The sequence below is a fragment of the Brevibacterium sp. HMSC07C04 genome, from assembly GCF_001815905.1.
Classification (GTDB): Bacteria; Actinomycetota; Actinomycetes; order Actinomycetales; family Brevibacteriaceae; genus Brevibacterium.
Genome location: NZ_KV823269.1, coordinates 1 through 13,193, shown reverse-complemented (window position 1 = coordinate 13,193; position 13,193 = coordinate 1). Strand labels below are relative to the sequence as shown.

Below are 13,193 nucleotides of genomic sequence, written 5' to 3'. Positions count from 1 at the left end.
CTCGGCCCCGTCAGACGGGGCCGAGCCTCATGTTTTGGCGAAAAACGGCAGGCTGAAAGCCAGCGACTGCACGGGCTTTACAGCCAGTTCGGCTCGATGACTCCGAAAGCCGCGTTGTGGGGGTCGATGAACTTTGCGATCCGCCCGCGCGGAGTGTCGGTCGGCTCAACCAGCAGCGCACCCCCAAGAGCAGGCACTTTCTGCGCAAAAACATCAACGTCTTCGACCATGTAGAACGCTTCCCAGTGAGATGGGATCTGCGTTCCGGAAAGGTCGACGACCGCGGCGGTCAAGTCAACATCGCCCGCCATTGTGAACACGTCGGCTTCTTCTTGAATAGTCGACGGGCCGGTGCTCCTGGCCCAGCCGAACACCTCGGAATAGAAATCTGCCTTTTCAGGGGAGTGTGTGTGCAGTTCGAAGTAGACGGCCGCACCGATTTCGCCCACTGTTCCCAAGCCGCGGGAATCGTCAAAGGTCAGCGCACCGAATGCTGTGCCGCCGGAGTCTGAGACGAGCGCTACCGATGCGGCGCCGTCGAATTCGGGCACGACAGTCATCGCCTGACCGCCGCCGGCATCGACGGCGGTGAGGAAAGTGTCGAGAGATTCGGCGCGAAAATACACAGACCAGAATCCGGGCTGGCCTGCTGGAGCCTGCGGCGGCTGAGGGCTGATGCCGGCTGCCGCGCGTCCCCGAAGCAGCGCCTGCGAGCCAAGACCCAAGGGGCCTGCGCCGCTGAACTCCCAGTCGAAGATTTCGCTGTAGAACTCTGTTGAAACATCCGACTGCGGAGAGCTGAGCTCCAACCAGACGGGCTGAGCAGAATGAGCAGTGTAGTCAGTCACTCCGTCATTGTCGCAGGTTCATTCCGATTGGTCAGCCGCGACCCTTGAAGTAGTCCGCAAGGCCCGCGACGAGACCATCTGCGTAGCGTTTGCGTCCGGAGTCGGTCTTCATGATCTTCGATTCTTCCGGGTTGCGCATTTCGCCAAGCTCCATCAGCACGGCCGGGACGGTGGCGTGATTGAGACCGCCGAGGTCTTTGCGCTCCATAACGGTGTTTTTGCCGTAGCTGGGGTTAGCGCGGAAGTCCGCGCCCTTCAGGCCCTTGACGAGGCTGCCGGCGAGCTTCTTCGACTCGGCGTGCTTGCGGTCCGGGGCGATGACGGCGCCGAAGCCGAAGGGCTTTGTGCTGTCGGAGCCGTTGGCGTGGATGCTGACGAGCACGTCCGCTTCGGCGGCGAACTTGCCCCGCTCATCAACGCAGGGCCCGATGCCCTTGTCGTCTTTGCGCGACATGATGACGCGCGCACCGCTGTCCTCGAGCGCGGTGCGCAGGTGTTCGGCCACCTTCCAGGCGAACTCGTGTTCCGGGAAGCCGTCTGATGTGGTGGTTCCGGTGGTGTTGCACGCTTTTGTGCCGCCTCGCCCGTCATCGACCTGTCGGGAGATCTTGGAGGCGTTCTTCATATTGCCGCCGTTGTGGCCGGGGTCGACCGCGATCGTGGTCCCCGCCAGTGCTTGGGCGTCTTCGTCTGGTGTCGGGCTCGACTGCGCTCTGTTAGAGCCTGCCGGTGCTGACGAGGTGTCGGAACCGGGCGTGCTGTCGGCACAGCCGGTCAGAAGCACAGCGCAGAGTGCGGCTGCAAGAGCGGGGGAGCGCAGAAGCATAGGAACATTGAAGCACACACCGAACGTGACAGCGCGGCGGGCAAATCCGCAGGCTTTTGCATGCGGCACCCTACAATGGCAGGGCACTGAAGGGAAAGGACGTGGAAGTGGCGGCCAAGGCAGAGTACGGCGCACAGCAGCTCCAGGTGTTGGAGGGGCTCGATGCGGTCCGCAAGCGGCCCGGTATGTACATCGGCTCCACTGATTCGCGCGGTCTCATGCACTGCCTGTGGGAGATCATCGACAATTCCGTTGACGAGGCTCTGGCCGGCTACGGCGACGAGATCACCGTGACTCTCTACCCGGACGGCTCGGTTGCAGTGGACGACCGGGCTCGCGGCATTCCCGTCGACGTCGAACCGAAATCGGGTCTGACCGGTGTTGAGCTGGTCATGACGAAGCTGCACGCCGGCGGAAAATTCGGTGGCGGTTCCTATGCGGCAGTCGGCGGTCTGCACGGAGTCGGCGGTGCTGTCGTCAATGCGCTGTCGGAGCGAATGGACGTCGAAGTCACACGCGCCTCCAAAGTTCACCGTCTGTCATTCCGCCGCGGTCGGCCCGGACGTTTTGCCGATGACGGCGCTGCCAGCCCGGAGAATCCATTCACCGAGAACAAACCCGGCGAAAAGCTCGAGATCATAGGCAAGGCAAAAAGGGGTGTGACCGGTACGCGGGTTCGCTATTGGGCTGATCCGCAGATCTTCCTCAAGGACGCTGACTTCGAATACGACAAACTCGTTGACCGTGCACGGCAGACGGCGTTCCTCGTTCCGGGTCTGAAGATCACGATTGTCGATGAACGCGGTGTCGCGCGCGACGAAGCCGGGGAGGTCATAGAACACCGAAAGGAGGAGTTCCGCTATGACGGCGGGATCTCCGCTTTCGCAGAGCACCTTGCTCTGGACCCTGCGGTCACTGATGTGTGGCGATTCAGCGGCAAGGGCGACTTCACGGAAACCGTCCCGGTTCTTGATGAGACGGGACATATGGTGTCAACCGATGTTGACCGCGAAGTCGACGTTGACATAGCCGTGCGCTGGGGGACCGGTTTCGACACCCGGATCAAGAGCTTCGTCAACATCATCTCCACCCCGAAGGGCGGCACTCACCAGACGGGTTTTGAAGCCGGTCTGGTGAAGACAGTCCGCAAGGCTGTCGAAGCCAATGCCCGCAAGCTCAAGGTCGGCAAGGACAAACTCGACAAGGACGATGTCTTAGCCGGGCTGACGGCCGTCGTGACAGTCAAACTGGCCGAACCGCAGTTTGAGGGACAGACAAAAGAGGTTCTGGGCACACCCGCGGTGCGTCAGATCGTGAGCAAAGTCGTAGAAGAAGGGCTGACCGACCGGCTTACGGCAAGCAAGCGGCAGGAGAAAGCGCAGGCCAATGCGCTTCTGGAAAAGGTCGTTGCGGAAATGAAATCGCGCATCTCCGCGCGTACTCACCGTGATAATCAGCGCCGCAAGAACGCGCTGGAGTCCTCGGCTCTTCCCGCCAAGCTCTACGACTGCCGCAACAGTGACCCTGCCGCCACAGAGCTGTTCATCGTCGAGGGTGATTCGGCAATGGGAACGGCCAAGGCTGCGCGGAACTCTGAGCATCAGGCGCTGTTTCCCATTCGCGGAAAGATCCTCAACGTGCAGAAGGCGAGTGTCTCGGACATGCTGGCGAACGCTGAATGTGCAGCGCTGACTCAGGTCATCGGGGCCGGTTCGGGCCGCAGCTTTGACCTGGAGGCCGCTCGGTACGGCAAGGTCATCATCATGACCGATGCCGATGTCGATGGGGCTCACATCCGCACGCTGCTGCTGACGCTGTTCTTCCGCTACATGCGCCCCCTCGTTCAAGCCGGCCGGGTGTTCGCCGCGGTGCCTCCGCTGCACCGGATTGAGGTTGTCAATCGGGGCAAGGCCAATGATGTCATCTACACCTACTCCGAAGCAGAACTTCACCGGGAACTGAAAAAGCTTGACCGGCGCGGCAAGACATACAAGTCCCCGCAGCGCTACAAGGGTCTGGGCGAAATGGATGCCGACCAGCTGGCGGAGACGACAATGGATCCTGCGCACCGGCTGCTGCGACGGGTGACCATGGACGATGCCGGTGCGGCAGAGACCACGTTCCATCTGCTCATGGGCTCCGAGGTTGCACCACGGCGCGAATTCATCGTCTCCGGCGCTGACGTCATGGATTCGGAGAAGATCGACGCCTGAGCGGCACGGCTGTCTGAATTCTGAGACACCCGTGACCATGGATGTTCAGCGTGCTCACAGAGCGACCCCCGGCGGTAGGCTGAGCTTCGCAAAATCACTGACCGGTTCGTCGTGGATACCTGGCGGACCAAACCGAATAGGAGGCGATTGTGGATCCGGTGCTCATCGGCAGGTGGCAATTCGGCATCACCACGGTCTATCACTTCTGGATGGTTCCCCTGACCCTCGGTTTGGGTCTGCTGGTTGCAATACTCCAGACGATGTACACCCGTACCGGTGACGAAAAATGGCTGCGCGCAACCAAGTTCTGGGGCAAGCTGTTCCTCGTCAACTTCATCATGGGTGTTGCCACCGGCATCGTCCAGGAATTCCAATTCGGCATGGCCTGGTCGGAGTACTCGAAGTTCGTCGGCGACGTCTTCGGTGCGCCTCTGGCCATGGAAGCGCTCATCGCCTTCTTCCTCGAGTCGACATTCCTCGGCCTGTGGATCTTCGGCTGGGGGCGCCTGTCCAAACGAGCCCACCTGACGGTCCTGTGGTGCGCTGTCATCGGCGCATGGATCTCGGCGTATTTCATCATCGTCGCCAATTCCTGGATGCAGCACCCGGTCGGCGTTGAGATGGTCGACGGCCGTCCCGTCATGACCGACATCTGGGCTGTTCTCACGAACAACACGGCAATCGCCGCATACACTCACACTCTTGCCGGTGCGCTGGCCTGCGGTGCGGCTTTTATGCTGGGCATCGCCTGGTACCACCTGTACCGGCGCCGCAAGGACGGCATCGACACGGTCGATGAGAAGGGCCGTGTCGTCGTGGGCGAAGACCTCGCTGTTCCCGGCCGCGACAAGAAAGACCACGCCGTGTGGATCAAGTCGCTGCGGATCGGCGGCTGGGCTGCCGTCATCGCCTTTGCTGCGGTTGCCATCACCGGTGACATCCAGGCCAAGCTCATGTACGAGCAGCAGCCCATGAAAATGGCGTCGGCGGAAGCCGCCTGCACCGACGGCACCTCGTTTTCGGTGCTGACTATCGGAATTCCCGACTCGAACCACTGCGATGACACGAAGACCCTCATCGAGGTTCCGGGTCTGCTGTCGTTCCTCGTCCACACGAACTTCACCGACGAAGTCCCCGGCGTGCAGACGCTGCTTCCGGAATACGAAGAGAAGTTCGGCGGAGTCATCCCGGATGACCCCATGTACCGCGACTACGCGGGGCAGAAGGTCGACTACCAGCCGCTGATGATCGTCACCTACTGGGGCTTCCGCTTCATGATCGGCTTCGGCTCACTCGGGGCGCTCTTTGCGGCGTACGCTCTGTTCGCCACTCGAAAGGGAACCGTGCCCAGCTCGAAGTTCCTCGCACATCTGTCGCTGTGGGGCATTGCGGCACCGTTCATCGCCAACTCAGCAGGCTGGGTGTTCACCGAAATGGGCCGACAGCCCTTCGTCGTAGCACCGAACATGGGCGAGGACGGCGTTGACGGGGTCATGCTCTACACAGCAGCGGCGATCTCGCCGTCCGTGTCAGCCGGTGCCATGCTGTTCAGCCTGGTTGCCCTGACCCTGCTCTACGGCGGTCTGATGGTCGTCGAATTCATCCTCATCATCAAGTACGCCCGCGGCGGTGTCGCGGCTGCTATGCCCGAACTCGAAACTTCGGGCCGCAAGCCGAGCGCCGAACACGAAGACGACGACGTCCTGTCGTTCGCCTACTAAGGAGACGCTGTGGAAGCCCTTTCAACTCTGTGGTTCATCCTCATCGCCGTCCTGTGGACGGGGTACCTCATCCTCGACGGCTTCGACCTGGGTGCGGCCATGATGATGAAGACCTTTGCCAAGAGCGAAAAAGAACAGCGTGTTCTGCTCAATTCCTTCGGACCGGTCTGGGACGGCAACCAGGTGTGGCTGTTGACCGCCGGCGGTGCGACGTTCGCCGCGTTCCCGCTGTGGTACGCCTCGCTGTTCTCCGCCCTGTACGTGCCGCTGACGCTCGCGCTGCTCGCACTGATCCTGCGCGCTGTTTCGATTGAGTATCGCGGCAAAGTCAACTCGCAGCGCTGGCGCAACACCTGGACTTGGTTCCTGTCGCTCGGCTCGGCCGTTGCAGCTTTCTGCGTCGGCGCGATGCTGGCGCTGACGACCACCGGCATGCCGATCAATGACAACGGCGACAACGTGGGTGGGGCGTTTGCGTGGGTCAACGTCTACGCGATCGTGGGCGGCCTGGCCATTCTCGGCTTCGCCTACCTTCAGGGTCTGCTGTTCACGGCCCTGAAGACGCACGGCGAAATGCGGGTCCGGGCTCGGGCGCACGCCAAAAAGCTCCTGCCGCTGCTGGTGCTGTTCGCCGCGGTGTGGGTGCTCATCGTCCAGTTCAAGTTCGGCAATATTGCCGGCGCTGTGATCATCGGCGCCGCGGTGATCGCGGCTGTTCTTACGTGGGTGAGCATCGGGGAGAACACCGAACTGCGCGCTTTCCTGTTCAACGGCATCTTCCTCGCAGCCGGTGTGGCAAGCCTGTTTGTCAACATCTATCCGCGAGTGCTGCCGTCGACGCTCGACGACGCCCACTCGCTGACCGTCACTTCGGCTTCTTCGTCGGATTACACGCTCGGCGTGATGCTCATCGTCACGGTGATCTTCCTGCCGATCGTTCTGGGCTACACCGTGTACTCCTATCGCGTGTTTGCCCGCCGGATTCACGAAAAGCACCTGCCTCCGGCACACAGCGTGCCGGTGGCGATAGCAAGTCACCACGCGTGAGTTCACCGTGGGCTCCAGCGTCCGCCGTCCCCTCGGGCCGGCGGGCGCTTGGGGTTCTTGTGGGTGTGGCCGCGGCCAAGGCGCTGGGACTTGTGCTCATCGCCGAGGCCGCTGCCCGCGGCGTCACCGGGGTTATGGCAGGCGGCGATGTTTCGCTCGCTGTTCTTCTGGGCGTCCTGGGCGCTGTGGTGCGCGGGGCTGCCGTGTGGGCGCAGCGGGCCGCCGGGGCGCGTGCCGCTGTGGGCGTCAAGACGGCTCTGCGCCGGAAGCTCATCGGTCGTTCTCTGAGTTCCGGCGGTCGGGATCTTGATATTGACGATGGCGCTCTCGTTGTGACCGCTACTCGCTCTCTGGACGATCTCGACGACTATTTCACGGGTGTTCTTCCCTCCCTGACGGCGTCTGCGGTCATTCCGTTTGCGGTTATCGTTCGCATTGTCTTCGCTGATTGGGTTTCGGCGCTCGTGCTGGTCATCACCCTGCCGCTCGTGCCGGTGTTCATGATCCTCATCGGCCGCTATACAGAGGAGCGCGTCGGGCAGGCGCTGAAGTCTCTTGACCGTCTGTCGGACAATTTGGTTGAACTGGCGCGCGGCCTTCCGGTGCTGGTCGGCTTGGGGAGGGTGCGCGCGCAGACGGAGGCGCTTGTGCGCATCAGCGAAAGCTACCGGCGCACCACCATGCAGACGCTGAAGGTTGCTTTTCTTTCCGCCTTGGCTCTCGAGCTCATTTCAACCCTCTCGGTTGCTCTCGTGGCCGTTTTCATCGGTGTGCGCTTAGTCAATGGCACGCTGGAGCTCAGTGCTGGTCTGTTCGCTCTGGTGCTGGCTCCCGAGGTGTTCTTGCCTCTGCGTCAGCTGGGGGCGGCATTTCACTCCACTGAAAACGGCTTGGCAGTGTTCGACAGGATTCGGAGTCTGCTTGCCACTCCAGCATCTGTCGTATTCGGCTCTCGCGGTGACGATGCTGATGTTCCGGCACGGCCAATCCGCTTTGCCGAGGTGTCGGCTGCTTACGGGGACTGTGCTGCTCTGCCGCCGGTCTCCGGTGAGATCGGCTCCGGCCTGACTGTGCTGACCGGGGTTTCCGGTGCCGGGAAGTCAACATTCCTGGGCGTACTGGCCGGCATTGTGCGACCGGGGGAGGGCACCTCGGTCACGGGCAGCCTCGCGGGAGTTCCGGACTCGATTGCGTTTGCCTCGCAGAGTCCGCGCTTCTTCGCTTCGACGGTGGGCGAGGAGCTGCGCCTGTTCGGCGGTGATGATGTTGACACCGCCGCCCTGAAAGAGCGCGCGGCTCTCCATGTGGATGATTCTGCCGCCGTCGACGCTCTCAGCCCCGGGGAAGGACGCAGACTGTCTTTGGCCCGCGCCTTTGCTCGGGTGGACTCAGGTGCCCAGCTGTTGATCGTCGACGAACCGACGGCTCACCTCGACGGCTCATCGGCAGCCCGCATCCGGCAGGAGCTGCAGACAATCAGCGAGATCTGCTCGGTCATCGCAGCAAGCCACGATCCCGCGCTGATGGCAGTGGGAACGCGCCTGCACATCGGCGAAGCGGCTCAAGGCTTCAGCGCGGCTTCTTCCGCAGTCGAACCGGTCCAGTCGCAGCGGCACACTGACCTTGACCGCAGTGCAGAAGATATCCGCTCTGCTTCGACGTGGCAGCTGCTCAGGCGCGCTGCTGATGCGGTTGGCTTTGCCACAGTGCGCTTTTGGCTGGGGGTTCTGTCGGCCGTGGGCGCTGTGGCAGCCGGAACGGCACTGACGGCAGTTTCCGCATGGCTCATTGTTCATGCGTCCTTTCAGCCGCCCATCATGTATCTGCTCGTGGCGATCGTCGGGGTCCGGTTCTTCGGCCTGAGTCGTTCGGTTCTCACCTACGCCCACCAGCTCAACCTGCACCAGGCGATTCTGGGCAGGCTTGCCGCTGTGCGCCGACATCTGTGGCAGATCTTTGCGCGCGAGGGAACAGCCAACCGCGCTGTCGCCCGCAGCGATGTCGCTCTGCGCAGGCTTGTTTCTGATGTCGATGACATCCGCGACTCAGCGCCGCGGGTTGTGGTTCCGCCGATTGTTGCACTCATCATCGGTGCGGCTGCCGTCGTGGTCTTCTGGATATTCCTGCCCGCCGCGGCGCTGGCCCTGGGCGCAGTTCTCGTGCTTGCCCTCATTGCGGGCCCAGCCGCTGCGCTCATTGCAGAGCGCAGGGCCGGTGTGCAGCGTCTGGAGCACCGCGCTCGTGTGCTCGGCAAGCTCACCCGACTGCTTGCTGCGAAGACGGATCTCATCGCCAACGGCAAAGCCCGCGAAGCGGCTGATCAGGTGATTGCCGAAGACGAGCGGGTGGGCGCCCTTGAGAAGCAGATCCTGCTGTCGTCAGGGCTCGGCGAGGCGATTGTGACGTTCCTGCTGTCAGCTTCGAGTGCGCTGATGCTCATCATCGCCGGTCCCGCGGTTGTCACCGGCACAATTTCGCCGGAAGCCCTGGCGATTCTCGTGCTCGTGCCCCTTGCCCTTATTGACGCCTACCTCGATTCCCTCCGGGCGGTTCAGCAGTGGCCGGCACTGGCATCTGTGCTGAAGCGTGTGCCGGAGCTCGGTGCTGGGGAAGAGGGTGACGGCCGAATGCCCCACCCCGTGGGCTCGGTTAGCAGTGCGCAGCTGCGCGGCATTCGCGCCTCCTGGCCCACCGGACCGGTGATTCTCAGCGGAGTCGACGCCGATATTGCCCGCGGCAGCTGGACGACGATCACCGGGCCGTCCGGTTCGGGCAAAACGACGCTCGTGTCCGTCATACTGCGGTTCCTTGACCCTGAAACGGGAACGTACACGGCAGACGGGGTGAATCTGCTCGAAGCCGGGCCGGAAGACTTGGCAGGCACAATCGCCTGGTGTCCGCAGGAAGCCCACGTCTTCAATTCGAGCCTGCGCGCGAATCTGCTCATTGCCCGCGACCGCAACGACCGGCCAAGCGATGACGAGCTGCTTGAGACGCTGCGCCGAGTGGGACTGGACGATCTCGTGCGCGAACGCGGCCTGGACGCGGTCATCGGCGCCGGCGGCGAATTCCTCTCCGGCGGTCAGCGCGGCCGACTCGCAATCGCCCGCACCCTGCTGACCGGTGCTGATGTGATTGTCATTGACGAACCGACCGCACACCTCGACATCGAAACCGCAGAAGCGCTCATGGGCGACCTGCGGGCAACCCTGACCGATCGCGCTGTCATCATGGTGACCCACGAACAGCGGTGGGTCGAAGCTGAGGATCTGCGCGTGCGGCTGTAGCCTCGCAGCAGAAACAAGCCTGCAGACAGCAGTGAACGCCGCGAGCACCCGGCCTGCGGCGTTCACTGCTGAAAGGTGTTGTCAAGCTCAGTCGCGCTTCGTGCCGAACATGATCTCGTCCCAGCTGGGGACTGAAGACCGCCCGCGCCTAGCCTCTTTGTGATCGTGCCCGGCAGCCGAGGCTGGGTCTCCTCCTTCAAAAACACCCGGCTCGTCCAGCAGCGACGGCTGCGCGTCACCGGGTTCCTCTCCCTGGGGGTTCACGGCGAGCACGGAGTCGTCATCGGCTTCTTCCGGCCGTGACAGGGCCGTGTGCGCGCCGTCGGGTTCGGTTTCCGGCATTGTCGGCACCGAGCGCAGGCCGGTGGGCGTCTGCGCCGCATCGGCTTCCTGTGTGCGGGCGCGGCGTCGGCGCAGACTTTCGAGAATTCTGCCGGTTTCCGCCTGGTGATCAGCGGACTTCGGGGTTCGATCTTGATCTTCGAAGTTGAAAACACGTTCGTCGGGGCTGCCGAAGTTGGGAATCGGGCCGGAATCAGCAGGCCCCGCTTCGGACAGCCAGCGCGCATCGTCATCGACCGCGTGGACATTGCGCTCGCGGTATTCCCAGCGCGCGGTCTTCTGCGTGCCTCGGACTTTGAACGCCAGTTCGACGTTCCACACGCCCTCGTCAGACCTCCACGCGTCCCACTCGAGGTTGTCGGTGTCAGCGCCGCGCTTCTCCAGACGCTCCGTGACGACCTCCCGCAGCGGGCGGGGAGTGTGATCACGGCTGCCGTCTTCGTAGACGGGACTCTGGCCGGCACTGTGGGCGATGTGGCGGCGCTCAGCCAGAACAGGCTGCTCAAAGGCCCTGATATGGTCGAGGTCTCCGCCGGTGGCATCTGCGACTTCCTCTGCGGTCATACCGGAGCGGATCATCGCCTGAATGGCTTTGGGCCTCAGCTGGCCGCGGCCGTAGGTGCGGGTCGCCTGCTGGGTGCGCAGGCGGCGTACAGCGGCAAGAAGTTCGTCGTCGACGGGGAGCCGATATTCGCCTCCCTGTGCATCGCGCAGAACGAGCGCACCGGACGCATCGGCTGCGTGAAAAGACAGTTCCGTCACTCGAATCACACCTTCCTTAAGCCGTTCCATGGTTTCACGGTGCGCCGCCGAATGGACTGATCAGCCGCGGCGAGTCGCCAAGCCGCGGCAACCCGCCAAGCGCTGAAAGCGCCACGGTAGACTCAGCACATGACCTCATCTTCGGTTTCTCCCTTCGATTCGATCGTCCTCATGTCCTTCGGCGGACCCAACAAGGCTGACGAAGTCGTTCCGTTCCTCAAGAACGTCACGGCCGGTCGCGGCATCCCCGAAGAGCGTCTCGAAGAGGTGGGTGAGCACTACTACGCCTTCGGCGGCAAATCGCCGATCAACGAACAGAACATCGCCCTGCTCGAAGCTCTGCAGAAGGAAGTCCGCGCCCGCGGAATAGACGCTCCCGTGGTGTGGGGCAACCGCAACTGGGACCCGTACCTTCAAGACGTCCTGCGTGAGCGCGCCCAGGCGGGAGACTCCCGGTTCATCGCCGTGACAACATCGGCCTACTCCAGCTACTCATCGGATCGCCAGTACCGCGAAGACTTCGCCAAGGCCAGCCAAACGCTCGCCGACGAAGGAACCGATGTCGAGATCGACAAGATCCGCCAGTACTACAACCACCCGGGCTTTGCTGACACCCAGGTGAAGATTGTGCGCGAGGCCCTCGCCGAGTTCGCACAGAAAGTCGGCGGCCTCGATCCTGACAAGCATCGACTTCTGTACGTCACGCACTCAATTCCCGACACCATGCAGGCGGCCTCGGAAGTCCGCACGATCGGCTATGAAGCTCAGCACCGGCAGCTCATGGACTATGTCGCATCACAGCTGGGAGGTGAACAGCCGCTTCCGCAGGAGCTCGTGTTCTGTTCGGAATCCGGTCCCGCCCACATTCCGTGGTCGCAGCCGGACATCAACGACCGCATGGACGAACTCGCCGAAGACGGTGTGACCGGTGTTGTCGTGGTTCCGATCGGCTTTGTGTCGGACCACATGGAGGTCGTCTACGACCTCGACACAGAAGCGAAGGAAACTGCTGAAAAGCACGGCCTCGCATTTGTTCGAGCCGCAACCGTCGGCACTGATCCGGTGTTCGTCAGCGGTCTCGTCGATCTCATTCTGGAACGTGCGGCGCAGGTTCGCGGTGAGGAGGTCAGCGCACCGGCCGTAACGGAAGAAGGTCCGCTGATCTGCGGTTCCGGTGCCTGTGCCGTCGACTGCTGCCGAGGTCGGGTCGACAAGCCGACTATGCCGAACTGGGCTGGATGATCACGGCCCGGGCATATTCGCGGCGCTGAGAGTTCACGCCTGCGTGCGAGCGCCGAAAAAGGGGCGGCCAGGGCCGCCCCTTTCGCCTTCGAGGACGTCAGTCCTCTGGTTCGTCTATAACCGGTATCGTGCCGGTCTCTGCAGCGAGGACCTTCTTCAGCTCTGACGTGTCGAGATCGTTTTCGCCGGCGATGTTCACAGTATCGCTCAGCTCTTCGATCAGGGCCTGTTCGCGGAACTCGTCGCCAGCTTCCCTGGCTTGTGCGAGCTGTTCGCGCAGAAGCCCGACTTTGTTGTCGAGCCCTTCAGCAAAACCTGACATGGGGCCTCCCTTCTCAAACACAAGCATCATCGGCATTCTGCATGAACTCAACATGAACGCGATGCTGTGTGAGCTCCAAACTATCAAAGTGGGGAAAAATAACAGGAACCACCTGCGCGGCAGTTGCGCAAAAGCGAATGAGGGTGCATTATTCGGGATGACCTGCACATGAGCCGGGTCATTCACAGACCTCAACCAGACGCCGCCGGAGTGTGACCAGTACAAATGGCAACCGACTACGACGCCCCGCGAAAGCAGGATGACGAGATCAGCGCTGACTCCATCGAGGAGCTCAAAGCGCAGCGCAATCAGGCGCAGGCCAGCCAGGTAGATGAAGACGAAACGGCGGCAGCCGAAGATTTCGAGCTGCCGGGGGCTGACCTTTCAAACGAAGAGCTCTCAGTTCGTGTTCTTCCGCGCCAGAACGACGAATTCACCTGCATGGAGTGTTTCTTGGTTCGCCACCGCTCGCAGTTGGCAGAAGACAACGACGGCGTTCTGATCTGCTCGGACTGCGCAGGCTGAGCACACCCGTACGCTGACAGCAATGCAGACGACAGCGGGGCTGAGAACAGATCTGTTC

The 13,193-nt window shown here is 62.4% G+C and carries 10 protein-coding genes; 6 read left to right on the top strand and 4 right to left on the bottom strand.

Annotation, left to right across the window (positions count from 1 at the left end; all coding sequences use genetic code 11):
- Positions 1–77: 77 nt before the first annotated feature.
- Complete coding sequence (locus tag HMPREF3162_RS08015) at positions 78–848, bottom strand: VOC family protein (protein ID WP_070777552.1); 771 nt, start codon at positions 846–848, stop codon at positions 78–80.
- Between the two features lie 31 nt (positions 849–879).
- Positions 880–1,674 carry an N-acetylmuramoyl-L-alanine amidase gene (locus tag HMPREF3162_RS08010; RefSeq protein ID WP_070572976.1) on the bottom strand — a complete coding sequence of 265 codons (795 nt, stop codon included), beginning with the start codon at positions 1,672–1,674 and terminating at the stop codon, positions 880–882.
- Positions 1,675–1,775: 101 nt separating this feature from the next.
- On the opposite strand from HMPREF3162_RS08010, the gene HMPREF3162_RS08005 reads away from it, so the two are divergent.
- From HMPREF3162_RS08005 to cydC, 4 genes are all read left to right on the top strand, one after another.
- Positions 1,776–3,887, top strand: a complete 2,112-nt coding sequence (locus tag HMPREF3162_RS08005; protein ID WP_083304018.1) for a DNA gyrase/topoisomerase IV subunit B — start codon at positions 1,776–1,778, stop codon at positions 3,885–3,887.
- A 149-nt stretch (positions 3,888–4,036) separates the two neighbouring features.
- Positions 4,037–5,608, top strand: coding sequence for a cytochrome ubiquinol oxidase subunit I (locus tag HMPREF3162_RS08000; RefSeq protein WP_070572345.1), 1,572 nt, complete (start codon positions 4,037–4,039; stop codon positions 5,606–5,608).
- Positions 5,609–5,617: 9 nt separating this feature from the next.
- Positions 5,618–6,655, top strand: a complete 1,038-nt coding sequence (gene cydB / locus HMPREF3162_RS07995; protein WP_070572347.1) for a cytochrome d ubiquinol oxidase subunit II — start codon at positions 5,618–5,620, stop codon at positions 6,653–6,655.
- A complete protein-coding gene (gene cydC, locus HMPREF3162_RS07990; protein ID WP_256278237.1) occupies positions 6,652–9,942 on the top strand; it encodes a thiol reductant ABC exporter subunit CydC in 3,291 nt (1,096 codons plus the stop codon). Before cydB ends, cydC begins: the two co-directional genes overlap by 4 nt.
- An 87-nt stretch (positions 9,943–10,029) precedes the next feature.
- Here cydC and sepH read toward each other — a convergent pair whose 3' ends face one another.
- Positions 10,030–11,076: a septation protein SepH gene (gene sepH / locus HMPREF3162_RS07985; RefSeq protein WP_083304019.1), complete on the bottom strand. Its 1,047-nt coding sequence runs from the start codon at positions 11,074–11,076 to the stop codon at positions 10,030–10,032.
- 99 nt (positions 11,077–11,175) lie between these two features.
- Between sepH and HMPREF3162_RS07980 the strand changes: the two genes are divergently transcribed.
- Positions 11,176–12,288: a ferrochelatase gene (locus tag HMPREF3162_RS07980; protein ID WP_070572351.1), complete on the top strand. Its 1,113-nt coding sequence runs from the start codon at positions 11,176–11,178 to the stop codon at positions 12,286–12,288.
- Between the two features lie 97 nt (positions 12,289–12,385).
- On the opposite strand, the gene HMPREF3162_RS07975 is transcribed toward HMPREF3162_RS07980, so the two are convergent.
- On the bottom strand, positions 12,386–12,610 hold the full coding sequence (locus HMPREF3162_RS07975; protein ID WP_070572982.1) for a hypothetical protein: 225 nt from the start codon (positions 12,608–12,610) through the stop codon (positions 12,386–12,388).
- A 225-nt stretch (positions 12,611–12,835) separates the two neighbouring features.
- On the opposite strand from HMPREF3162_RS07975, the gene HMPREF3162_RS07970 reads away from it, so the two are divergent.
- Positions 12,836–13,135: a DUF4193 domain-containing protein gene (locus HMPREF3162_RS07970; RefSeq protein WP_070572353.1), complete on the top strand. Its 300-nt coding sequence runs from the start codon at positions 12,836–12,838 to the stop codon at positions 13,133–13,135.
- Positions 13,136–13,193 lie beyond the last annotated feature (58 nt).